General features: G+C 41.1%; 20 protein-coding genes and 1 tRNA gene. 5 read left to right on the top strand and 16 right to left on the bottom strand.

Going from position 1 to position 25385, the window contains the following annotated elements; genetic code table 11:
- Window positions 1-33: 33 nt before the first annotated feature.
- Window positions 34-852 (bottom strand): mechanosensitive ion channel family protein, encoded by an 819-nt coding sequence (locus tag AC27JR_RS05940; protein WP_131690461.1) that lies wholly within the window; start codon window positions 850-852, stop codon window positions 34-36.
- Between the two features lie 647 nt (window positions 853-1499).
- Between AC27JR_RS05940 and AC27JR_RS05935 the strand changes: the two genes are divergently transcribed.
- Window positions 1500-1575: transfer RNA gene (locus AC27JR_RS05935), tRNA-His, on the top strand.
- 464 nt (window positions 1576-2039) lie between these two features.
- Window positions 2040-2486, top strand: coding sequence for an REP-associated tyrosine transposase (locus AC27JR_RS05930; protein WP_076920480.1), 447 nt, complete (start codon window positions 2040-2042; stop codon window positions 2484-2486).
- A gap of 238 nt (window positions 2487-2724) precedes the next feature.
- On the opposite strand, the gene AC27JR_RS05925 is transcribed toward AC27JR_RS05930, so the two are convergent.
- The 14 genes from AC27JR_RS05925 to prlC all read right to left on the bottom strand — a co-directional run bounded on the left by AC27JR_RS05925 (window position 2725) and on the right by prlC (window position 20118).
- Window positions 2725-5274 (bottom strand): sensor domain-containing protein, encoded by a 2550-nt coding sequence (locus tag AC27JR_RS05925; RefSeq protein ID WP_487173049.1) that lies wholly within the window; start codon window positions 5272-5274, stop codon window positions 2725-2727.
- A gap of 4 nt (window positions 5275-5278) precedes the next feature.
- On the bottom strand, window positions 5279-6820 hold the full coding sequence (locus AC27JR_RS05920; RefSeq protein WP_487173048.1) for a methyl-accepting chemotaxis protein: 1542 nt from the start codon (window positions 6818-6820) through the stop codon (window positions 5279-5281).
- A gap of 471 nt (window positions 6821-7291) precedes the next feature.
- A complete protein-coding gene (locus AC27JR_RS05915) occupies window positions 7292-8719 on the bottom strand; it encodes an NAD-dependent succinate-semialdehyde dehydrogenase (protein WP_487173047.1) in 1428 nt (475 codons plus the stop codon).
- Between the two features lie 543 nt (window positions 8720-9262).
- A complete protein-coding gene (fdx, locus tag AC27JR_RS05910; RefSeq protein WP_008113929.1) occupies window positions 9263-9601 on the bottom strand; it encodes an ISC system 2Fe-2S type ferredoxin in 339 nt (112 codons plus the stop codon).
- An 11-nt stretch (window positions 9602-9612) separates the two neighbouring features.
- Window positions 9613-11475 carry a Fe-S protein assembly chaperone HscA gene (gene hscA / locus AC27JR_RS05905; RefSeq protein ID WP_487173046.1) on the bottom strand — a complete coding sequence of 621 codons (1863 nt, stop codon included), beginning with the start codon at window positions 11473-11475 and terminating at the stop codon, window positions 9613-9615.
- A 42-nt stretch (window positions 11476-11517) separates the two neighbouring features.
- Window positions 11518-12045 (bottom strand): co-chaperone HscB, encoded by a 528-nt coding sequence (gene hscB / locus AC27JR_RS05900; protein WP_487173045.1) that lies wholly within the window; start codon window positions 12043-12045, stop codon window positions 11518-11520.
- 86 nt (window positions 12046-12131) lie between these two features.
- Window positions 12132-12455 (bottom strand): iron-sulfur cluster assembly protein IscA, encoded by a 324-nt coding sequence (gene iscA / locus AC27JR_RS05895; RefSeq protein WP_008113924.1) that lies wholly within the window; start codon window positions 12453-12455, stop codon window positions 12132-12134.
- A gap of 9 nt (window positions 12456-12464) precedes the next feature.
- Window positions 12465-12848 (bottom strand): Fe-S cluster assembly scaffold IscU, encoded by a 384-nt coding sequence (gene iscU / locus AC27JR_RS05890; protein WP_054202356.1) that lies wholly within the window; start codon window positions 12846-12848, stop codon window positions 12465-12467.
- Window positions 12849-12888: 40 nt separating this feature from the next.
- Window positions 12889-14106, bottom strand: coding sequence for an IscS subfamily cysteine desulfurase (locus AC27JR_RS05885; protein WP_008113922.1), 1218 nt, complete (start codon window positions 14104-14106; stop codon window positions 12889-12891).
- 24 nt (window positions 14107-14130) lie between these two features.
- Window positions 14131-14622: a Fe-S cluster assembly transcriptional regulator IscR gene (iscR, locus tag AC27JR_RS05880; RefSeq protein WP_008113921.1), complete on the bottom strand. Its 492-nt coding sequence runs from the start codon at window positions 14620-14622 to the stop codon at window positions 14131-14133.
- 181 nt (window positions 14623-14803) lie between these two features.
- A complete protein-coding gene (gene trmJ, locus AC27JR_RS05875) occupies window positions 14804-15529 on the bottom strand; it encodes a tRNA (cytosine(32)/uridine(32)-2'-O)-methyltransferase TrmJ (RefSeq protein WP_008113920.1) in 726 nt (241 codons plus the stop codon).
- Between the two features lie 392 nt (window positions 15530-15921).
- Entirely contained in the window at window positions 15922-16677 is a 756-nt protein-coding gene (locus AC27JR_RS05870; RefSeq protein ID WP_008467222.1) for a class I SAM-dependent methyltransferase, read from the bottom strand.
- Window positions 16678-16742: 65 nt separating this feature from the next.
- Window positions 16743-17924: a response regulator gene (locus tag AC27JR_RS05865; protein WP_487173044.1), complete on the bottom strand. Its 1182-nt coding sequence runs from the start codon at window positions 17922-17924 to the stop codon at window positions 16743-16745.
- Window positions 17925-18066: 142 nt separating this feature from the next.
- Entirely contained in the window at window positions 18067-20118 is a 2052-nt protein-coding gene (prlC, locus tag AC27JR_RS05860) for an oligopeptidase A (protein ID WP_487173043.1), read from the bottom strand.
- A gap of 230 nt (window positions 20119-20348) precedes the next feature.
- Between prlC and gorA the strand changes: the two genes are divergently transcribed.
- Window positions 20349-21710 carry a glutathione-disulfide reductase gene (gorA, locus tag AC27JR_RS05855; RefSeq protein WP_055013344.1) on the top strand — a complete coding sequence of 454 codons (1362 nt, stop codon included), beginning with the start codon at window positions 20349-20351 and terminating at the stop codon, window positions 21708-21710.
- Window positions 21711-22228: 518 nt separating this feature from the next.
- Here gorA and zapE read toward each other — a convergent pair.
- Complete coding sequence (gene zapE / locus AC27JR_RS05850) at window positions 22229-23317, bottom strand: cell division protein ZapE (RefSeq protein ID WP_487173042.1); 1089 nt, start codon at window positions 23315-23317, stop codon at window positions 22229-22231.
- Window positions 23318-23450: 133 nt separating this feature from the next.
- Here zapE and AC27JR_RS05845 point away from each other — a divergent pair, with 133 nt between their 5' ends.
- The gene (locus tag AC27JR_RS05845) at window positions 23451-23885 is read left to right on the top strand and encodes a Z-ring associated ZapG family protein (protein ID WP_010390580.1); all 435 of its coding nucleotides are present in this window, start codon (window positions 23451-23453) and stop codon (window positions 23883-23885) included.
- A gap of 122 nt (window positions 23886-24007) precedes the next feature.
- On the top strand, window positions 24008-25360 hold the full coding sequence (locus AC27JR_RS05840; RefSeq protein WP_054202364.1) for a Do family serine endopeptidase: 1353 nt from the start codon (window positions 24008-24010) through the stop codon (window positions 25358-25360).
- The last annotated feature ends 25 nt before the right edge of the window (window positions 25361-25385 follow it).

The following is a 25385-nucleotide window of genomic DNA, read 5'->3' as shown; positions in this document are numbered from 1 at the left end:
ATCGCTGCCTTAATAAAATAAATATTTTAAAAATTAGTCTTGCTTATGTAAATGAACATCCATTTGTGGGAACGGAATAGTAATATCAGCGTCATCTAACGCTATTTTAATATTTTCCATTAATGACCAGTATGTTGGCCAGTAATCTTCCGAGTTAACCCACGGGCGCACAATAAAGTTAACACTTGAATCGGCAAGTTCAGATACCGATACGTTGTATGCAGGATCTTTTAAAATACGTGGCTCGTTATCTAGTACTGATTTAAGTACTTCTTTTGCTTTGCGCAAATCGGCGTCGTAGCCAACACCAATCACAAGGTCAACGCGGCGCGTTGCTTCGCGTGAGTAGTTAATGATTGCATCTGACATGATTTTTGAATTTGGCATTACAATGACTTTGTTGTCAGGAGTGCGCATTTCGGTTGAAAATATTTCGATTTTTTTAATCGTACCGGCTTTACCGCCTGCTTCAACATAATCGCCTGATTTAAATGGGCGTAGTAAAATAATTAACACACCTGATGCAAAGTTAGATAACGACCCTTGCAATGCTAAGCCAACCGCTAAACCTGCAGCACCTAAAATAGCAATGAATGACGTGGTTTCGATGCCAATTTGTGACAACGCCATTAAAATAGTGGCAGCAAATACAATGGCATACACAATACTAGAGACAAACGATGAAACCGCTTTATCAACTTTTTTCTTGTCGAATGCTTTAGCAGTTAAATTTGCACAAAACTTGGCAATTCGACCACCCAGTAAAAATATAACAAGCGCTATAACTGCTTGAATACCATAGTGTAAAATTAAGCCTGAATTTTCATTCAGCCAATTGAGTATTGAATCCATATTAACTCCTGATAGTTTTATTTAGCAGTTTAGCGATATTGTTTGTTGTATTGTAAATCTTTAATAGGTGTTTGCAACAGCGTTTTATTGAGGGGTTAGGGATTCGAGTCGCGGGTGGGGAGGTTCGAGGTTCGAGGAATCTAAAAACCTTACGGTTAATATAGCAAGGTTTTTTATACCCGTAGGCGGGAGTTTACCTCACGCAGGGTTTAGTAAAATGCGCGGGATAACCACAGCTCACGTTCAATACAAACATCATGCTTGGCTTAATCTCTACCTAAAACCTAAAACCTAAAATCTTTGTCTTTAATCTCTTCCTCTGTGACCTCTGTGGTAAATAGTGTTTTAATTTTTTGCACCACAGAGTACACCGAGGCGCTGCGCGCTACACAGAGAAGAAAATCTTGCGCGGTATAAAGCGGGATTAGGGATTCGAGCCGCGAGCTGCCCGTTGCCCGTTGCCCGTTGCCCGTTGCCCGTTGCCCGTTGCCCGTTGCCCGTTGCCCGTTGCCCGTTGCCCGTTGCCCGTTGCCAATAGCTTAAATATAGAATACTTATAATAAGTTTAATTTTTTTTGATTTTTTGCTTCACAAGCATGGGGATATTATGTATTATGCGCGCCACACCAAACAAGGTGTATGTAGTGGCGGTTGTAGCTCAGTTGGTAGAGCCCCGGATTGTGATTCCGGTTGTCGCGGGTTCGAGCCCCGTCAATCGCCCCACTATTTTCTAAGTCTCCTCAGTAATATCCAAAGTTAATCTTTTAGTTATATCTACCCAGCTTAAAGCCAAAAAACCTTAAATAAAGAAATAATACTGACTTATCCGTTTGCTTAAGCTTATTTACGTCTTTACTCCGCGTTTACTTATATCCTTTAACTCATACTTATATAAAACTCTGACGCGACATAAAGTCGCTGCTACTATAAATATTACCCTGCGTCTCACTTTCACTTATACTTTTATAAAACCCTGACGCGACATAAAGTCGCTGCTACTATAAATATTACCCTGCGTCTCACTTTAACTTATACTTTTATAAAACCCTGACGCGACATAAAGTCGCTGCTACCATAGATTTACAAACATCACCTGTAGCAGCGGATTTATTCCGCGTCATAGAGCCTTAAAAGGACGCGATGTGAAATCGCTGCTACACTTTATTCTTTATGCGCAAGGACTCGCTATGAAGAAGGCTTATCGACTCAGGAAAGGGAGGGTCTCTTTAACTAATCACTACTATATTGTCACTATGGTATCCCATAATCGTAATAAGCTTTTTACTAAACTTAATATGAATCGTTGTTTAATAAAACATATGCGAGAGCTAGAACGAGAACAACGAATAAAATCAATCGCATTTGTTATTATGCCAGACCACTTACATTGGCAATTTCAAATACTTTCAAACAATACGCTTTCAAATATAGTTCGTCTTTTTAAAGGTAGAACTGCCGCGAGTTTTTATCAGTTTGAGGTTTATAGATTGTGGCAAAAAGGATATTACGATCATTTAATTCGTAATGAAGAAGATCTTATAGCAAGCGCTCGTTATATTATTGCCAATCCTTTGAGGGCAAAGTTAATAGCCAATGTTGCAGATTACCCTTATTGGGATTGCGTTTATGTTTAATATTACAGCCGACGTGTAGCAGCGGGTTTACCCCGCGTCACCGAGTCTTTAAAAGACGCGATGTAAAATCGCTGCTACTGTAAATATGCAAGCTTGGGGTTCGGGATTCGAGTTTCGAGACGCGGCATAAAGTCGCTGCTACACCAATCAATCTTAACCCGCACCTCGCAGCCCGTCGCTCGTAAGCTTTGAGCACGTAACCTAAAAAGACGCGACATAAAGTCGCTGCTACATATTATTAAAGGCGTTCTTTCCACTGTTCTACAGGAATTGGCTTTGAAAATAAGTAGCCTTGAAACAAATCGCAGCCACGTTGTTTTAAGTAATTGAATTGCGCTGTTTCTTCAACGCCTTCTGCCACGCTATTTACGCCAAGTGCGTTGGCCATGTCGATGATCATGTTTACAATTGTTTTACTGGAACTATCCTCGTTATCCATAATGCCATCAACAAAGTATTTATCTATTTTAAGCTCTGAAATAGGCAACTCTTTTAAATAACTCAAACTTGAATAACCCGTTCCAAAATCATCTATTGAAAACCTAAAACCCATTTGATTCAGCTCAACCATGGTTTCTTTTACCAGCTCTATGTCTGACACTAAGGTGGTTTCCGTCAATTCAATAATTAAATGCTGTGGCAACACTTGCCATTTTTGCATGCTAGCTAATAACTTCTCTTTAAAGTCTGATGCCACTATTTGCTTAGCGCTTATATTAACCGCAATACAAGTGCTTTTGCCTAACTGACCCACTTGATGTAATAATTTACACACGTTATCAATCACCCAATCGCCAATTTTAATAATGGCCTCACTTTCTTCGGCAATAGGGATAAATTCAGCAGGGCTTATAATGCCTAGCTCTTGAGAATGCCAACGTAATAAAGCCTCTGAAGAATGAAAGGTATTTTCATTAATATATTGCGGCTGAAGCGCGAGTTTTAGTTCATTGCTTTTATCCACATTAATCAGCAAGTAACGGATTTTATTCGTACGTTCATAACGCTTTAATGCATCTAAATCTGCAAAATAATAGCCAAAAGGAGATAGCTTTTTGGCTTGTTTTAGTGAGTAATCAAGTTTATTGAACAGTGAGTCGTATGAGTCTTTACTCGCATCAATAATAGTACTGCCCAAAGAGGCACTTAATACCACTTCAAGATCATTGATCTTATGAGAAAAGTTAGCCAAGGCTAGTATTTTAGAGTCAATTATCGGTTGTTGTAGCTCTAAATCACATAAGTTGCGATTGGGGTAAGTGCTAATTACTAAAAAAGAGTCAACACCACTTTTATACAGTTTGTACTCTCCTTCAACGGCTTTAGATAGTTTTTTAGCCGTTAAAAAAAGTGCTTCATTTCCTGCTTCAATCCCATACTTAAAATTAAACTGAGATAATTTATCCATATCTAACAACGCAGCATAAATATAGCTGCTATTTAAACTGGCACTTTGCAGTAAACTTCTACATTCACGTTCAAACCAGCGTTTATTTTTTAAACCGGTGATGGGATCTGAATAAGCTAAGTTATAAATGGTATCTTGCGCTTCAAGTTTTTCACTTATATCTCTTACTACGCCAATATATTCAATATGTTCACCTCTTGGTGCCTTTGTAAGCGACAACTCTATTTGAAAAATAGTACCGTCGCATTTACGAGCTGGGAGTTGCCTTCCCACTCCAATAATTTTAGCTTCCCCTGTTTGCTCATAATTTCGCATATAAGAGTGATGCTTTGAGGCATAGGGCTCTGGCATTAAGTTATTGATTGATAAGCCTAGCATTTCATTGTCATCGTAACCAAACATCGTCAGTGCTGTTTTATTACAATGAACAATAACGCCTTTTTGATTGATGGTAATAACAGCGTCGTTAAGATTATCTAAAATGGCTTCAAGGCGGTTATTTTTATCTTCAACTTTGGCATTTAATTCATACTCTAAGGTAACATCCTCAAAAGCACCTTGAACGGCAGTTAAGTCATTATTAATATCAAAGACAGGTTGCCCGCTAGTACGCACCCATTTTTTTCGCCCTTTTGCATCTACAAACTCAAAGTCCTCACAATAAGGAAGCCCCAGTGTTTGTAATCGCTTAAACAGCTGGCTTATACGCGCTTGTTCTTTTTCACCCGCATAATGAGCGATGGCTTGAGTCGTATTTATTTTAGTATTAGCAGCAAGTGCATATATTTTATAAACCTCAGGCGAAAAATATAACTCATCAGTTAAAACTGTATATTGCCAACTCCCCACTTTTGCCATACTTTCAACTGCATCAGTCAGCAGCTTTTGCGAACTTGATTTATTTTCTAAGAAACATTTTTGTAAGTAAACACTGGTATAGTTAGCAAAACTTAACAGGGTTGACTTATAAGGTTCTAAATCTTGATGCGCATTACAATATAGGCCCACTAACATACCCGTTAGTGACCCCTCATCATTTAAAATTGCAGCCCCAATGTAAGCATTAGCACTGATTGCCTGTAGCAGTTTATTTTCAGGGTAACTTTGCTGTAAATCATCGGTAATGAAGCAAATATTTTGGGTTAAAAGGGGTTCACAGGGCGAACCTTCAAGGCTGTAAGAAAAGTTTTCAATCACCTCGGCATTGCATAAAACTAACTGCGTAGTGGTTAATTTATCCTCATCAACTGAGGCAATAAATAAGTAATCGGCTTTTATTTCTTGCTGCAAGGCACTCAATTGCGCACTTAGGTTTGCGCATTGAGAATACGGTGCATTATAGGCTGCACCTATATCGGAATGTTTACTATCCTTGCTCACGTTATTAACCTACTTTAAAAGAAAGACCTAGAGACGCTAATGCTTTAGAGTGCTTTTCGATTGCATCAGACTCAGCACCTACACAATGCGCTTGCGCTAGGTTTTCTGACGATGCGCTACTAATATTTGAAATATTACGGCTAATTTCTTGCGATACCATACTTTGTTCTTCTGCAGCGGTTGATATTTGCGTTGCTAAATCAGAAATATCAGTAATTGCAGCGTATACTTTTGAGACAATATCTTGGGTATTACGGGTTTCTTTCACACAGCTCTCTGCCGCATTTTTACCCGCTTCCATGGTTTTTGACCAATTTAAAAGCGTAGATTGCATTTCAGAAATAGATACTTGAATTTGCTCTGTAGCGGTATGTGTTCTGCTTGAAAGCGCACGCACTTCGTCAGCAACAACCGAGAATCCTCTACCGTGTTCACCGGCACGCGCAGCTTCAATAGCGGCATTAAGTGCAAGTAAGTTTGTTTGGTCGGCGATCCCTTGTATCTCTTGCATTATGCCACCTATTTTTTCAGCCTCTGTTGCTAGCTCGCCCGCTGAACTTGCTGAGTTATCAACCTCGTTGGCGAGTAACGATACTTCACGCATGGTGCCTGACATTGCTTGTGTTGCGCTTTCACAGTCTTGGTGAGCTTGTTGGACACGCTGGTTAGTCACTAAAGTATTTTTAGCGACCTCATCAATTGAGTGCACCATTTCTTCAACCGCAGAGGATACCTGATGCAATTCTGAGGCTTCTTTTTCAACGCCGACCTGCGCAGCTTCTGCACAAATTTTTAGAGAATCAGCACCTTTACTCAAGCTTAAGGTGCCATCAATTATACGGCCAACAATAGTAGTGACTTTACCCTCAAGCAGTTTAATCTGAAAATCAGTGTAGCTAAGGCTATTACTGCCTGAGTAAACATGACGAGATACACTGTCACTGCCTTTTTTCGTTTCTTTAAGTGCGCTTTGCGAGCGAATTAACTCTTCATAAAAAATAATAAAAGGCAAAGCAACAAACAGCAAACATAACCAGAACATGTAACTTGTTAACCAAGCAATTAAGGCTGCACAGCCAATAAATAGCGGCAACTTAAATGCAGCTAACTTTTCACTTAAAGGCGTAATTGATTGACCGTTATTTAAACGTTGGTATAGCTTTTCTGCGCGGTTTTTATATTCTGGAAGGAGTTGTTGGCGAACGGATTGATAACCTACTTTTTTACCGTTTTCGTAAATAGGGGTAACAAATGCATCTACCCAATAATAACGCCCATCTTTACATCTATTTTTTACCGCTCCTCGCCATGCGGTATCGCTTTTTAAATTATCCCACATATCAGCAAATGCCGCAGGTGGCATGTCTGGATGGCGAACCATGTTATGGTTTTTCCCTGTCAACTCATTAATGGTATACCCTGAAACTTTACAAAAGCTATCATTTGCATAAGTGATAACGCCTCGTAAATCTGTTGTAGAAACTAATTCTTCGTCAATGCCAAACGAAACTTCCTGGTCTACCGTTGCTTGATTTCTTCTACTCATAGTGGGTGATTCATTATGTTTAATGTGTGAATTTGCGGAATGTTAATTTATAAATGTATAAAACACAATTATACATTTATACTATATGTTAATAGTTTTGAAACTACTGAAACTTCATTCTACTTATTTTCAAACTAAAAATAAACATTTAAAAACATACAGTTACAAAAAGTTACATATAGCAAAAGGAATTGCTATTACGTAAAGTTCCACCTATAAAAGGATTATAATTAGAATAGCATCTAACTAAGAATAGTTTAGACCTACAAGGAGGAAGTAGCCAAAAACCTCTCCTTAAAAAAGGGCAAAAAAATGCCACCAAAATGGTGGCATTTACACACGGGGGTATTTCTACTTATAGAAATTTTTTACTTTTTGTTTACTTAAACATTTTTTAAAAATGTAGCATTTACACCCATTTCAAGCAACTTAAAACGCTAAACGGTTAACTCATCGGAACAGTTTTAACCATTACACCTTAATACATACATATTTTTCTTCTAAGTATTCATCTAACCCTTGGTGACCGCCCTCTCTGCCGAGACCAGATTGTTTTACCCCACCAAACGGCGCTACAGGGTTTGATATAACCCCTTCATTAACACCGACCATACCAAATTCAAGCGCTTCACTTACGCGGTATATTTGCTTAATATTCTGACTATAAAAGTAGGCTGCTAGTCCATAGGGAACATCATTAGACAATGCCAGTACTTCTGCCTCATCATCAAACGGGATTATACTTAATACAGGGCCAAACACCTCTTGGTGATAAATATCCATCTCAGGCGTAACATTGTTAACAATAACTGGGTTTTGAAAACTCCCCCCTAAATCTCGTTGCTCGCCAATAAGCGAAGCCCCTTTGCTTAATGCATCGTTTATCAATTGCTGCACTTTTTGTTTAGCCTCAGGGTATATCAGCGGACCAATGTCCACTTCATCTTCAAAGCCGTTTGCCACTTTTAATCCAGCAACCTTCGAGGTTAGCTTGTTTAGCACTTTATCCATAATACTGCGCTGAATAAAGATACGGTTAGCCGCCACACACGCTTGGCCACTATTTCTAAATTTAGCTGCCATTAAGCCATCAATAGCATCATCAATATCGGCATTATCAAAAATAATGAACGGCGCATTGCCGCCTAATTCCATTGATGTTTTCTTAATTGTATTAGCGCATTGCGATAGTAACTGCTTACCCACTCCGGTAGAGCCAGTAAAAGTAAACTTACGTACGACCTCTGAGTCAGTCAGCATTTTACCAACGTCTTTAGCGTGTTGTGATACCAACACATTAAATGCGCCTTTCACAAAGCCAGCCTGATCAGCTAAATACGCTAAAGCAATGGCGCATAGTGGTGTGTGCTCAGAAGGTTTTAAAATGAAACTACAGCCAGCAGCATAAGCAGGGGCAACTTTCCGAGTTACCATAGCCACAGGAAAGTTCCATGGGGTAATACCGGCAACCACGCCAATAGGCTGTTTATAACTGGTTAGGCGATGCTGGTTGTCGGTTGCAGGGATCACATCCCCATAGCTACGTTTAGCTTGCTCAGCAAACCACTTAATAAAGCCGGCGCCATAATCTATTTCACCGAGAGATTCTTTAAGCGGTTTCCCCTGCTCTTTGGTCATAAGTTTAGCTAATGTTTGTTTATGTTTTATCACCAACTCATACCAGCGCATCAAAGTGTCACTTCGCTCGGTTGCATTGGTGGCTTTTAATTTTACAAACGCGCCTTTTGCCGCATTAATAGCTGTATTTACGCCCTGCTCGTCAATGTCGCTAACTTCTATTATGCTTTTTCCGGTCGCAGGATCATCGACGCTAAATCGCGTAGCGGTTTTATAAAATTCACCATTTATAAACGAGTCTGAAAAAATAAGATCACTCAAAATATACCTCCGGAATAAGTTTCGGGTTACGGGTTTCAGGCTTCGGGCTTCGGGCTTCGAGCTTCGGGTTTCGGGCTTCGAGACGCGGAATAAACCCGCTGCTACATGTGCGCGACATAAAGCCCCACCTACAGGCTATTTTAATTTACCCGCGCCTCGCAGCCCGTCGCTCGTAACCTTTTGCCTTTAACCTTTAACCTAAAACCTTTGTCTTTAATCTCTTTCTCTGTGGCCTCTGTGGTAAATAGTGTTTTAATTTTTTTCACCACAGAGTGCACCGAGGCGCTACGCGCTACACAGAGAAGAAAAACTTGCGCGGCATAAAGCCTCGCCTACAAAACAATGTTCGCCACCTTTTAGTCGGGAGTTTACCTAACGCACTTATAGAGCTTTTGGCTTACCCGCGTCTCGCAGCCCGCCGCTCGTAACCTTTCGCCTTTAACCTTTAAAAAAGACGCGGGATAAACCCGCTGCTACTTAATACAAACAAAAAAGCCGCTTTATCAAACAGCGGCTTTTAATATAATAGTCGTTAATTAAAAACTAATGCTCTTCATTAACGATATTGAGATTGTACTTTGGTATTTCAACCACTAAGTCTTCATCTCTAATAATTGCTTGGCAACCTAAACGTGACTCAGGCTCTAAACCCCATGCTTTATCTAGCATGTCGTCTTCTAGGTCGTCACTTTCATCTAATGAGTCAAAACCTTCACGGATCACTAAGTGACAAGTTGTACATGCACATGACTTTTCACAGGCATGAGGAATGCTAATGCCATTTTTAAGCGCGATATCAAGTACCGTTTCGCCAGCGGGCGCTTCTATTGCAGCACCGTCAGGACACAACTCCGGATGGGGAAGAAAAACAATTTGTGGCATTCTAATCTCTCTTATATATTGTCTACTGACTGGCCTGTTAAGGCTTTTTTAATTGATGCATCCATTCTACGCGCGGCAAAATCACTACTCGCATTGTCCATTTTTTCAATGGCTGCTTTAATTTCGCTTGGCTCTTGTGCACTCTCGCGTACTTTTGCAAGTTCGTTTATTTCCACTTTTAGCGCCGCTAGTTGCTCAGGCTCAAGTAAATCGCCATCAGCTGCTAAAGAGGCTTCCATTGCTTCTATTACACGAAGCGCTTCAACTTGTTGCTCTTTAAGCATACGCGCTTGCATGTCGCCTTTAGCGTTACTCATCGACTCTTTAAGCATGTTAGCAACTTGGTCGTCAGATAAACCAAACGACGGTTTCACTTGTATTTCTGCTTGCACACCGGTTGATTTTTCCATAGCCGATACGCTTAGTAAACCATCAGCATCTACTTTAAAGGTAACGCGAATATGCGCCGCCCCCGCCGCCATAGGAGGAATGCCTTTTAAGCTGAATTTTGCCAGCGATCGACAATCGTCAACCAGTTCACGTTCGCCTTGTAATACATGCAACGACATGGCCGTTTGACCATCTTTAAACGTAGTAAATTCTTGCGCACGTGCAACTGGGATAGTTGTATTGCGTGGAATGATTTTTTCAACCAAGCCACCCATAGTCTCAAGGCCTAGCGACAACGGTAACACATCCAGCAATAACATGTCTGAATCTGGCTTGTTACCAATTAATACGTCTGCTTGTAATGCGGCACCCAGAGCAACAACACGATCAGGGTCAATTGAAGTTAGTGGTTGTTTATCAAAAAACTCGCCAACTTGAGTACGTACCAACGGCATGCGGGTTGAACCGCCAACCATCACCACTTGTAGTACTTCTTGGTTTTCAATACCGGCATCTTTTACTGCACGACGACATGAACGAAGCGTTTTTTTAACCAGTGGCATAGCCAGCTCGTTAAACTTCTCTCGCGTTACTTCAACCATGTATTTTTCATCATCAAACTCAAGGCCAACATTTACTTTTTCGTATTGGCTGAGTGCTTCTTTACAGGCTTTGGCTTTATTTATAAATAAACGTAATACCGAAGGAGATAAGCCCGTCACGCCAGTTTCTTGTTTGAGGTAGTCAACTAATAATGAGTCAAAGTCATCGCCGCCTAAGCTTGAATCGCCACCGGTGGCCAATACTTCAAACACGCCTTTATTTAAGCGCAGTATAGAAATATCAAATGTTCCGCCGCCTAAGTCATAAACGGCAATGATGCCTTCTTGACCTGAGTCTAATCCGTAGGCAACAGCAGCTGCAGTCGGCTCGTTTAATAAACGCAGTACATTAATGCCGGCAAGCTCTGCCGCGTCTTTGGTGCTTTGGCGTTGTGCATCATCAAAATAGGCTGGTACGGTAATAACCGCCCCTAAAATATCCTGATTACCAAAACTTTGCTCAGCGCGCACTTTAAGGGCGCCTAAAATATGGCTTGACGCTTTTACTGGGCTGATTTTTCCGGCTTCAGTTGCTATCGCAAGTGCGCCGTTGTCATCGCAAAATTGATAAGGCAGTTGACCATAACTTTGTTCTATTTCGGCTTGGGTTTTACCTAAAAAGCGTTTAACTGAAATAAGTGTATTAACCGGATCAAGTGTAGCCGCTTGCATTGCGTCTGCACCTACGGTTATGCCACCAGCTTGGTAACGCACTACAGACGGTAACATTGCTTCGCCTGATTCATCAGTAATTGTGCGTGCTTCACCGCTTTGTACGGTCGCAACCAATGAATTTGTGGTACCTAAGTCAATTCCAATTGCTAATTTATGTTCATGTGGTGCCGCGCTCTGCCCCGGCTCAGCAATTTGCAATAATGCCATAATGCTCTTTAAACTCGTGTTGCTCGCTTTGCAGCAAGTGAATTAATCGTCAAATAAACTATCTTCAATGCGTTCAAGCTCGTCGCGTAACTTATAGACAAACTTTAGCTTACGGATACTGTCTGCTGCTTGTTGATATTGCTGTTCATCGTTACTTGCTAACTGCTCTGCCAATTGCGCACTGTATTGCTGATCAAGCTGCTTTATTTGTTTTTCAAAATGATCAATAGCAGAATCAGGGTCACTTGTGGTCGCTAACTCTTCAAGTTCTTCTCGAAGCTCCATTTGCTGCATTAAAAACATGGGATCTTGCAATGTTTGCTGCTCAGCGCGAATATCTACGCCTAGCTCGCTCAGCATATATTCTGCACGTTTAACGGGGTGCTTAAGTGTTTGCAGTGCATCATTAATTTCGGCAGTACTTTGAACGGCCATTAATTTATCACGACTGCTAGCATTAGCATGGCGATCAGGATGAACAGCACGTTGAAGTTCTAAGTAGTGCTTGTTAATCGTTGCTAAATCAATATTGTAGTCAACGGGAATTGCAAATAACTCAAAATAACGCATAACTTCTCACAAATGACAAAGCCCTACATTAATTGGCAGGGCTTAGTTATACCCAAGTAGCTTAGGTATTCAAAACAAGTTTGAGCTTAAACGGTAAAGCTTTCGCCACAACCACACTCATCAGCTTGATTAGGGTTATTAAATTTAAACCCTTCATTTAAGCCTTCTTTTGTGTAGTCGAGCTCAGTGCCGTCGATATAAACTAAGCTTTTAGCGTCGACAATTAAGGTAACGCCTTTAGCCGCAAATGTTTCATCGTCATCGTTTAGCTCATCAACAAACTCTAATACATAAGCAAGACCTGAACAGCCCGTCGTTTTAATGCCAACTCGCAGGCCTATGCCTTTACCACGGTTTGCTAAAAATGATTGTACGCGGTTTGCTGCCGCATCTGTCAATGTCACTGCCATGAATATCTCTTAGTTTGTATGTTTGCTTTTGTAATCTGCAATTGCTGCTTGAATTGCATCTTCTGCTAAAATTGAACAGTGAATTTTCACTGGTGGTAATTCTAACTCTGCGCTGATATCAGTATTTTTGATAGTAGACGCTTCGTCTAGTGTTTTGCCTTTAACCCACTCTGTTACCAGTGAAGATGAAGCAATTGCACTACCACAGCCGTACGTTTTGAATTTTGCATCTTCAATCACGCCTTCTGCAGACACTTTAATTTGCAGTTTCATTACGTCACCACATGCTGGTGCGCCTACCATACCCGTTGCCACTGACGGATCGTTTTTATCTAGAGCACCTACATTACGTGGGTTTTCTACGTGGTCGATTACTTTATCACTGTAAGCCATAATTCTATCCTCACTACCTGCTAGGTATGGGCTCCACTAATTAGTGGTGCGCCCATTCAACTGAATCTAAATCAACACCTTCTTGGTGCATTTCCCAAAGAGGAGACATTTCACGTAAACGGCCAATCGAGTTTTTCATTAGCTCAACGGTGTAATCAATCTCTTCTTCTGTGGTAAAACGGCCAATACTAAAACGAATTGAGCTGTGTGCTAATTCGTCGTTGCGGCCTAGCGCACGTAATACGTAAGAAGGTTCTAAACTTGCAGATGTACAGGCTGAACCTGACGATACCGCAATATCTTTAACAGCCATTAGTAACGACTCACCTTCAACAAAGTTAAAGCTAATATTAACAATACCAGGTACTGATTGGTCTTGTGTGCCGTTAAAGTACACTTCGTCCATATCTGTTAAAATGCCGTCGATTAGGCGTTTACGTAACGCACTGATGTGTGCGTGATCTTTTTCAAAATCTTGTTTTGCAATTCTAAATGCTGCGCCCATACCTACTAACTGATGGGTTGCTAATGTACCAGAACGCATACCACGCTCATGGCCGCCACCGTGCATTTGTGCTTCTAAACGTGCACGTGGTTTACGACGAACATACAAAGCACCTACGCCTTTAGGGCCGTATACTTTGTGCGCCGAGAATGACATGAAATCTACTTTAGTTTGTTGCACATCGATTAAAACTTTACCTGCGCTTTGTGCAGCATCTACGTGGAACATAATTTTACGTTCGCGACACATTTCACCAATAGTGTTGATGTCTTGGATTACACCTAGCTCGTTATTTACATGCATGATGCTTACAAGCACAGTGTCGTCACGCATCGTATCTGCTAATTTTTGCAGATCAAGTAGGCCGTTTTCTTCAACGTCCATATAAGTTACTTCAAACCCTTGACGCTCAAGCTCACGACATGTGTCGATAACTGCTTTGTGTTCAGTTTTAGCGGTAATAACATGCTTACCTTTTTTCTTGTAAAACTGAGCCGCACCTTTAATAGCAAGGTTATTTGATTCTGTTGCACCCGATGTGAATACGATTTCACGTGGGTCTGCATTAATCAAATCAGCAATGTCAGTACGTGCTTGGTCAACGACTTCTTCAGCTTGCCAACCAAAACGGTGTGAACGCGATGCTGGATTACCAAAATTACCGTCCATAGTCAGGCACTGCATCATTTCTTTGGCAACTCGTTCGTCAACGGGCGTAGTTGCTGCGTAATCTAAATAAATCGGTAACTTCATTTCTCTCTCCGCTGCAGGTCAACCTTAAAGTTGACAGCTTACTTGAATATTTTCCAACTGCTTAATTGCATCATTAACGCTGTTTTCTTGGCGAAGAGCGACCGCTTTAACGTCCGACTTTTCGACCAGTTCAGCTAAGGTAATATTATTTAAAAATTCTTCAATTCGTGCGCTTAAGTCTGACCACAATGTATGGGTTAAACAACGCATGCCACTTTGACAACCAGTATTGCTTCGCTGACACCGTGTAGCGTCAACAGATTCATCTACCGCATTGATAACATCGCCAACTGAAATCACATCGGCCTCACGTCCTAGTAAATAGCCTCCACCAGGACCTCGAACAGAACTCACTAGCCCATTCTTACGTAAACGGGCAAATAACTGCTCAAGATAAGACAAAGAAATTTCTTGGCGCTGCGAAATATCTGCAAGCGCTACAGGGCCTATATTTGCATGTAGTGCAACATCCAGCATGGCTGTAACGGCGTATCTGCCTTTTGATGTTAACTTCATAACGCCCCCCGCACAAAAGAGTGCAAATTTTAATTACCAGAGTAGATTAGTCAAGTATTCTAGGTTCTAAAAAACTTGTAATACCCGACTGTTTTGGTCAAGTATTGGGTCTATTGTAATTACCTGAGTAATTTAGTCAAGTATTAGTAGAGCAATAAAGGGCGCTATTTATAACTAATTGCTATTTTATAGACTTATTAATTGAGGTAAGAATACCTCGTAATATGTTCATTTCTGCATCTTCAGGGCGAGCACGATTAAACAAACGACGTAGCTTAGTCATTACCATGCCTGGGTGCTGCTTAATGATGAAGCCTGTTTTAAACAATGTGTCTTCAAGATGTTCGTAAAACAATTCTGTTTGTTTAGACGATGGATATAGGGTTTCGTCTTCTTGTTGTTCCGCTTTAGGCTGTTGATTTAAAAATGCCATACGCGTTTCATAACATAAGGTTTGTACTGCCATCGCTAAATTTAGCGAGCTGTATTCTGGATTAGCAGGAATACACACATGGTAATTACACAGTTGTAATTCTTCGTTTGTTAAACCACTGTTTTCACGACCAAATACAAGCGCTACAGGGCCATTTACGGCTTCGCCAACAAGCTTTTCACCACATTCACGCGGCTCTACCATAGGCCACGACAACGTACGTGAGCGGGCGCTAGTACCAATCGTTAATGCACAATCAGCAATCGCATCGGCAACCGTATCAACAATAACCGCATTACCAAGTACATCAGTAGCACCTGCAGCCAGTGCGCTGGCATGACTGTCTATTTCACAGGCTGGATCTACAAGGTATAACTTTGATAATCCCATGGTTTTCATGGCGCGTGCCGCAGAACCAATATTGCCAGAATGTGAGGTATTAACTAAAACGATGCGAATATCATCTAAGATCATTACAGTGCTACTTATCGAGTACAAAAAAATTGCGCAAATTCTAGCATGAAAACGCGCTGAGATCCTATATTCAATAGTCTAGATCTTAAAGATCAGTTCGCGGTCAGCGGTCAGCGGTCAGCGGTCAGCGGTCAGCGGTCAGCGGTCAGCGGTCAGCGGTCAGCGGTCAGCGGTCAGCGGTCAGCGGTCAGCGGTCAGGTAGTAAAATAAAACACCGAGCCTTATGCAAGCCCAGTTTTTATATTATAGGTGAGAGTTTACCTCGCGCACTTTCACAACATGTCAAACTACCTGCGCGGCGTAAAGCCCCGCCTACGTTTAACCCAAACACCGTACTTGGCTTAATCTTTTGCTGACAACTGACAGCTGAAGACTAAAAACTGTTCTTTAACCTAAACCATTGCGGCTTTTACATACACATCAAAGCGGTTCTTCTTGGTTTTGATTTGCATGCTTGGAGTTTTATCATTTAAAAATGGTGCGTAATCGGGGCGTTTCACTACTACACGCTTACTGGCAAGAGGGTAAGCAAAATCGAGTAAATCATCGGCGTCGGTATCGCCACCCACTAACTCTTGGAATACCCGCATTTCTTTTTTAACCAGCGCTGATTTTTCACGGTGCGGGAACATTGGATCAAGGTAAACCACATCGGGCATGCTGTCACATTGAGCAAGTAAAGTATGGCTTGAGCCAAAGATAAGGCTCATATTTTGCTGCATCCATGGGCCAATTTCACTATCGTTATAAGCACGTTGTAAGCCATCATATAACAGTGCAGCAACCACGGGATGGCGCTCATGTAAAATTACTTTACAGCCTAATGAGGCTAACACAAAACCATCACGCCCAAGGCCTGCTGTGGCATCGAGTACCACTGGCGTTGCGCCCTTGTTAAGACCAACTGCTTTGGCAATTGATTGCCCTTTACCACCACCAAATTTACGCCTATGTGCAACGGCACCAGTTACAAAGTCTACGTTAATAGCACCTAATTTTGGCTCGTCAGTTTTATACAGGCTTAGTCCTTTATCATCGTAATGCAAGCTAAAACCACTGCTTTGCTCTGCCCATTGAGCAAGCCCAAAGCGTGCTTCTAACTCATTTAAATAAGGTCGACACTCTTTAAACGCACACTGTATAACCACTTCACACTCCGATGATAAATTTCACCGTTATTATACCCAAACAAAGCCAATATACGATCTCTAGTTTAAAACAACTCAATATCGTTATTTTTGCTCTCAGGTTCTGGCTGCACATGTTGTTTATTACTTAGTTGTGTTTGAGTAATTAAGTCATCACGCTGTTGAGTGGTTGTTTTTAGTTGGTACTTAATAAAGGCTAAATCATTAGTGGTTGCAACCAGCTGCTGTGATGTATGGCTAAGTTGGGTTATTTGCTGATTAAATTGCGAAGCTGTTAGCTCATTTTGTGTTTGCATTAACGATTGGAGTTGCTCGAGCTGCTCTGTAAGCTGACTAATTGCATTCGTTTGCATGGCGTTTTGATTTTTAAGCTGGGCAACAATATCTTTAAAAGCAACGGTTAACTCATTATCGCGCATTAACCGATATTGGTGCTGCTGTATAGTGGCTACTTTTTCGTTAGTTATTTCTAAAATATGCGGAAATAAATCTTTATAGCGACCATACAGTGATGGCGTATCTATTGGCATATTTTTAATTAACAGTGAAATATTAGGATAATTAATAATAGTACTATGACCAATATCAACAAAGCGCTCTGCATTTTTATGCTGCATGAGTAGCTCTTGCTCTAATGGGCATACGCCCGTCTCTTGGCTATAAAACACTCCCTGTTTATTTTGCCAAAAAACGACCACCACATTGAGGTGTAATGGAGTAAAAAAGCCTAAAAAGTATTCACTTAATAGTTCTAAATTATCGGCATGATAGCTTTGACAAACAAAGCGCATAATGCGCCCCATATCACCAGTTTCTATCATCGCCATTTCAGCCGTTTTATTGGCCTTTGCTATATCACACTGTAGTGCTGCACACTGCTTGCGGTACTGATAAAGAATTTTAATGCGTGCCATCAGCTCCTGTGCGTTAAAAGGCTTTAAAATGTAGTCAGCCCCACCAACACTAAACCCTTTAATACGTTCAGCTTGCCCCACTTTGGATGATAAAAACATTACCGGAATATCTGTTGTGGCTTTATTTAGTTTAATACTTTGGCAGACTTCATAACCAGACATTCCTGGCATTTCAACATCAAGCAAAATAATATCGGGGTTATATTTATTTGCTTGTCTTATGCCATCTTCACCATTTTTGGCATGGATCACTTTACAAAACCCAGCTAAAGATTCTTCAATAATATGGTGCATTAATTTATCGTCATCAATTGCTAGTATTAACTTTGCCATGCGTTAGTCCCTTTTAGTACTTTGTTCAAAGCATAGTACGCTATGTTGAAACTACTAAAAATTATTCAAAATATTCTTTAACAACGCTGTATTTTAGGCAATAAAAAAGCGCCATTGAGGCGCTTTTATAATTATATTTTAATTAAGCGGCAATGCCACTATGGCGCAGTAGTGCATCTACACTTGGCTCACGACCACGGAAGTTTTTAAACAGTGCCATTGGCTCTTCGCTGCCGCCTTTTTCAAGAATGTGCTGCATAAACGCTTGACCCGTTTGTGGATTAAAAATGCCTTCCTCTTCAAATTTAGAGTAGGCGTCTGCCGAAAGTACTTCAGCCCATTTATATGAGTAATAACCGGCACTGTAGCCACCCGCAAAAATATGACTAAAGCCATGCTGAAAACGGTTGAATGCTGGCGGTTTAATGACCGAGGTACGACTGCGCACATCATCAAGCACAGCTTGAATGTTGCATGGTTTGTCTGCCACGTAGTCATGGTGAATTTTAAAATCGAATAACGAGAACTCAAGTTGTCTTAACATTTGCATACCTGAGTTGTAATTTTTAGCGGCCAATAGCTTATCTAGTAGCTCTTTTGGTAATGGCTCACCGGTTTCGAAATGACCTGAAATAAAGCTAAGCGCTTCTTCCTCGTAACACCAGTTTTCTAAAAACTGACTTGGCAATTCAACGGCATCCCACGCTACCCCATTAATACCAGCAACAGGCGCTGCATCTACTTGAGTTAACATGTGGTGAATGCCGTGACCAAACTCATGGAACAGTGTGGTTACTTCATTATGGGTAAACAAAGCAGGCTTATCGCCAATCGCTTTATTAAAGTTACACACTAAGTAAGCAACTGGTGTTTGAAGTTCACCATTAGCACGCACTTTACGGCCCATACAGTCATCCATCCACGCACCACCACGCTTGTGGTCACGGGCGTATAAATCTAAGTAGAAACGACCACGTAAAGTATTGTTGCTATCGTAAATTTCAAAAAAGCGCACATCTTTATGGTAAAAATCAATGTCTTTTTGCTCTTTAACTGTAATACCAAATAAGCGGTTAACGGTTTCGAACAAACCACTAAGCACTTTATCGGCAGGGAAGTATGGGCGTAATACTTCATCTGAAATCGCGTATTTTTCTTGCTTTAGCTTTTCGCTGTAATAACCAAAGTCCCATGCCTGTAGTTCACTAATACCGTGCTGTTGCTCTGCATATTGTTGCAACTCTTTAAGCTCTTGCTCTGCTTGTGGCTTAGATTTAGCGGCTAAATCTTCTAAAAATGAAAATACCTGTGCAGGTGATTCTGCCATTTTTGTAGCTAACGATTTTTCGGCGTAATTATTAAAGCCTAGTAATTGTGCTAACTCATGACGCAGTGCCAGTTCTTCACTCATTATCGCCGAGTTATCAAACTCTCCTGCATTTGGCCCTTGATCGGATGCACGAGTAGAAAACGCGGTGTATGTTTCTTTGCGAAGTTCACGATTATCTGCATAGGTCATAATCGGCAAATATGAAGGGAAATCTAGGGTAAATACCCAGCCGTCTAAGTCTTTACTTTTTGCCGTATCGGCCGCTAATGCAAGCGCTGATTCTGGTAAACCAGCCAATTGGCTTTCATCGGTAATATGCTTATGCCATGCAAGCGTGGCATCCATCACATTATTACCAAATTTTGAGGCAAGCTCTGATAAACGCGCACTAATTTCACCGTAGCGTTTTTGTTGCTCAGGATTTAACGCAATACCTGAAAGCTTAAAGTCACGTAATGCGTTAATAATGGTTTTTTGCTGGGCGGTGGTGAGAGTTTTAAATTCATCGCTATTATAAAGCGCGCTGTAAGCCTCATATAAACCTTGGTGTTGGCCAACAAAAGTAGAATATTCAGAAATAAGCGGTAAACACTGCTCGTAAGCTTCGCGAAGTTCATCGTTGTTCATTACTGAGTTTAAATGTGATACCGGTGAAAATAATCGCGATAGTTTATCGTCGGCTTCTTCAAGCGGTAGTACTAAATCATTCCAGGTGAAAGATTGCTTTGCTAATACGCTTTCAATCGCACTGCGACAGTGCTCAATACCTTTTTTTAATGCCGGTACTACATGCTCAGGCTTTATTTTTGAAAAAGGAGGAAGTCCTTCAAGCCCAATAAGGGGATTTGTTTGTGCATTGCTCATAGTCATTCTCAGTTTATGCAAATATAAAAATGAAGTTGGGGCAAAATACGTAAATACAAGGGGAAGTGTTCAGCTCTTAGCTTAATATACGCTCGACTACTAATACCTTGATCTTAACTAGCTTGATTTTCGTTTGATGGTAGAGATTTTAGCAAACCTGAACAAGTGACTTGTTCATCGCATATGATATTATCGGTAAAACATTGTTAAACACATTTAGAGGATTAAACATGGCTCAGCATTTTGATTACATTGCAATTGGTGGCGGTAGTGGTGGTATTGCATCAGCTAACCGTGCAGCAATGCGTGGCGCAAAAGTAGCACTTATTGAAGCAAAACACATGGGTGGCACCTGCGTAAACGTAGGGTGTGTTCCTAAAAAAGTAATGTGGCACGGTGCTCAAGTTGCTGAAGCAATTAATCTTTATGCTCCTGATTACGGTTTTGATGTAGAAGTAAAAGGCTTTGACTGGTCAAAACTAGTAGAAAGTCGTGAAGCTTATATTGGTCGTATTCATAAAGGCTATGATAACGGTTTAGCTAAAAATGGCGTTACCGTGATTAAAGGTTTTGCAAAATTTGTTGATAGTAAGACCGTTGAAGTAGATGGCGAGCACTATACAGCTGATCATATTTTAGTTGCCGTAGGCGGACGCCCTACTATTCCTAACATTCCAGGCGCTGAACACGGTATTGATTCAAACGGCTTTTTTGAGCTGAACGAACAACCTAAACGTGTTGCTGTTGTTGGTGCCGGTTATATTGCCGTAGAAATTGCGGGTGTTTTGCACAGCCTAGGTACACAAACTCACTTATTTGTTCGTAAGAGCAAACCGCTGCGCACCTTCGACCCATACATTATTGACACACTGGTTGATATTATGGCTAAAGAAGGCCCTACTCTACATACCGAGTGTTCGCCAAAAGAAGTGGTAAAAGAGGCTGATGGCAGCTTAACAATTCACTTTGAGAATGGTTACAGCGAAAATGTTGATCAAGTTATTTGGGCGATTGGTCGCACGCCAACAACCGATAAAATTAACCTTGCTGCAGCAGGCGTTGAAGTAAACGAAAGTGGTTATGTAAAAGTAGATGAATACCAAAACACCACAGCTGAAAATGTATACGCTGTGGGTGATATTATCGAAAATGGTATTGAGCTTACACCGGTTGCTGTAAAAGCGGGTCGTACTCTATCGGAGCGTTTATTTAATAAAGAATTGCCGAACGATTTAAAAATGGACTACAGCCTAGTACCAACCGTAGTATTTAGCCATCCACCTATCGGCACCATTGGATTAACTGAGCAAGAAGCTATTTCTCAGTACGGCGGCGAAAACGTAAAAGTATATAAATCAAGCTTTGCAGCTATGTACACCGCCGTTACTCAGCACCGCCAAGCCTGTAATATGATGTTAGTGTGTGCAGGCGATGATGAAAAAGTAGTAGGCTTACACGGTATTGGTTTTACCGTTGATGAAATGATTCAGGGCTTTGCAGTCGCCATGAAAATGGGCGCAACTAAAGCTGATTTTGATGCGGTTGTCGCACTACACCCTACTGGGTCTGAAGAGTTTGTTACTATGAGATAAGTTCGAGGTTCGAGGTTCGAGGTTCGAGGTTCGAGGTTCGAGGTTCGAGGTTCGAGGTTCGAGGTTCGAGGTTCGAGAAATAAAAAAACCTTGCGGTTAACATCGCAAGGTTTTTTTTATTTAGAAGTTAGATGTTTTGCTCGAGACCCGTTGCCCGTCGCTCTTTACCTTTCGCTTTGACCTTTAAAAAAGACGCGGAATAAATCCGCTGCTACATGTGCGCAGCGTAAAGCCCCGCCGTTTAAGCCAAACACTGTGCTTGGCTTAATCTCTGCCTAAAACCTTTGCCTTTAATCTCTTCCTCTGTGGACTCTGTGACCTCTGTGGTAAATGATGTTTTAATTTTTTGCACCACAGAGTGCACCGAGGCGCTGCACGCTACACAGAGAAGAAAATCTTGCGCAGGATAAAGCCTCCGGGTTCGAGAAAAGACCAAATTTACGCGGGGTAAACCCGCTGCTACGTAATTTCAACTCGTAGCCCGTAGCTCGCAGCCCGTTAACTCTAACCTTCGTATTTTAAGCTAAATGCTCTCGGGCTAAATACTCTAACGATTGCATTTCTTGCAGACGACTAATACAGCGTTTAAATTCAAAGTTTAAATTGCCTTGTGTATACAGCTCGGTAATGGGTTTTTCTGCAGAGATAATTAACGTTACATTACGCTCATAAAATTCATCTACCAACGCAATAAAACGCCTTGCTGCATCATCATTATTTTGCCCAAGCTGTTTCACGTTAGATAAAATCACCGTGTTATATAATCGGCTTATTTCCATGTAATCAACTTGGCTACGGGCCGTTTCACACAGTTCGCTAAATTCAAACATAACGATGCAGTCAGATACCTTACGGGTTTTGATCATTCGCCCTTCTATTTCTATTGGGGTGTCTACTTTACCGACTTCCGGCGAGAGCTTATCAAAATATTCGAATAGGTTTTTATCTGCTTGTTCATCAAGCGGGCTATGAAAAATTTCTGCTTGTTCAAGAGTTCGCAATCGGTAATCAACACCTGAATCCACATTAACTATTTCAGTATGCTTGTTCACTAAGGCAATAGCCGGTAAAAAACGGGCACGCTGTAAACCATTGCGGTATAAGTCGTCAGGTACAATATTTGACGTGGCAACCAGCACAATACCGCGAGCGAATAGCGCTTCCATTAAACCACCGAGTAACATGGCATCGGTAATGTCTTGAACAAAAAATTCATCAAAACAGATAATGTCAGTCTCAGCTTTAAAAATATCTGCTACTGTTTCTAAAGGGTTTGCTGTGTTGTTTAATTTTTTAAGCTCATCGTGCACTCGGTGCATAAAGCGGTGAAAATGCACTCGCATTTTTCTATCGCCAGGCAAAGCTTCGTAAAAAGTATCAACTAGGTAAGTTTTACCTCGGCCTACGCCACCCCAAAAGTACAATCCTTTTATAGGTGCGGGTTCAGCTTTATTAAAAAGCTTTGCAAAAAAACCTTTAGATTGCGGTTTTGCTTGTGTTAAATCGTCGTATAAACGCTGTAAATGACGAACTGCATTTTCTTGTGCTGCGTCATGTACAAAGTCATCGCGTTGAAGGTCTTGCTGGTATGTTTGCCAAGGAGTCATATCTATTTACAGTTAAAACACAGTTTAATTTGTAATGCATATTAACACGCATCAATACTCAGGGTATATTAGACTTAGTATGAATTATTATTGAACTAAATATTTTTAGTTATTTTCGCAAAGAGGTGAATTTATGGGTACATTTACATGGGTAGGCTTAGTGATAGTGGTTGCTATTGCTGCATTTTTCGTTGGTGCCTTTGTCACTAAAAAACAATTTAAACAAGATGAGTTAGAGCAACAAGCAGAGCAAGCTAAGCATACTTTAGAGCAGTATCGCCAAGATGTAGCCGACCATTTAGCAAGTACTGGTAAGTTAGTAAACAAAATGAAAGAAAACTACGATCAGTTATTAAGTCATGTTGAAGAAACCAATCAACTGTTACTTGAAGACAGAAATAAAGCTCCTGCTGAACCGTTTTTCTCTAAAGAAACCACAGAGCAGTTACAAGCGTCATTAAAAGAACGTAGCTCAGACCGCTCAAACGCCGATGCTCAACCAGCCGATTATGTGTCGGGTAAATCAGGTTTATTTGCGGGTGATGTGAATACTTCTAAAGCATCTTGATGAACTTTTTTTTGACCCCATAGTCTTTAGATATAACAGCTTTGTTGTTTTATCTTACTGATATACTTTTTTGAGGCTGCTTATTGCAGCCTTTTGCTTTTTAAGTGGAGTAAACCCTGACTATGAAAATGAAATTATCACTTATCAGTGCTGCTATTTTATCTACTAGCTTATTATTAAGTCCAACCGCCTCGTTTGCTAAGTTGCCGGTTGCCGTTAATGGTCAACAATTACCAACACTTGCCCCTATGCTTGAGCAAATCACCCCTGGCGTAGTGAGTATTCAGGTTTCAGGCTCTAAAGAAGTGCGTCGACGTGGTGACCCACTCGATTTCTTTTTTGGCAACCCCCAGCCACGTAGCCAAAAGCGACAGTTTAGTGGTTTAGGCTCTGGCGTTATTATTGATGCCGATAAAGGCTATGTGGTTACTAACAACCATGTAGTACAAGACGCCGAAAAAATGGTGGTTACCCTCGAAGATGGTCGCGAATATGATGCAACAAAAATTGGTAGCGATAAAGAGTCTGATATTGCGCTACTACAAATAGACGCAGATGAATTAACCGCGGTAAAACTTGCTAACTCAGATGACTTACGTGTCGGTGATTTTGCTGTAGCTATTGGTAACCCGTTTGGTTTAAGCCACACTGTTACCTCAGGTATTGTTAGCGCATTAGGTCGTAGTGGTTTAAATATTGAAGGTTACGAAGATTTCATTCAAACCGATGCCGCGATTAACCAAGGCAACTCAGGTGGCGCTTTAGTTAATTTAAACGGTGAGTTAATTGGTATTAATACCGCTATTTTAGGTGCATCGGGTGGTAATGTGGGGATTGGTTTTGCTATTCCATCAAACATGATGAAAAACCTTGTTGATCAAATTGTAGAACATGGTGAAGTACGCCGTGGCTCGCTAGGTATTTCAGGCCGCCCTCTTGATGCAGGCCTTGCCAAAGCACAGCAGCTTGATGTTAAACAAGGTGCTTACGTTATGCAGGTACTCGATGATACAGCTGCCAGCAAAGCCGGTATTAAAGCAGGCGATGTGATTATTAGCATTAATGGCAGTGAGATTAGTGGCTTCCATGAACTGCGAAGCAAAATAGCCACCTTAGGTGAAGGCCGTGAAGTGCAGCTAGGAATTTATCGTGACGGTAAAGTTAAAAACGTTGAAGTTACCCTAGATGGCGCATCAGGAATTACAGCGGCAGGTGAAGAGTTACACCCAGCATTCCAAGGTGCAACACTTGAAAATGTGAAGAAAAACAAAATGAAAGGCATTGAGGTAACCTCTGTCGATCCTCGTTCACCATCAGCACGGGTTGGCCTTGAAGAAGGCGATGTTATTGTGCAAGTAAACCGTCAACGGGTAGAAAGCATTCGCGACATGAACCAAATTATCGACGATATTCAAGGTAATATTGTGTTAGGTGTTAAACGCGGACGCGAGTCTATCTTTGTATTAATTCAGTAATAAACTCAATAAAAGTAACAGCGGC

The organism is Pseudoalteromonas sp. NH0006-26 (assembly GCF_057552415.1).
Note: the sequence above shows the minus strand (reverse complement) of the source record. Positions and strands in the feature narration are given on the sequence as shown.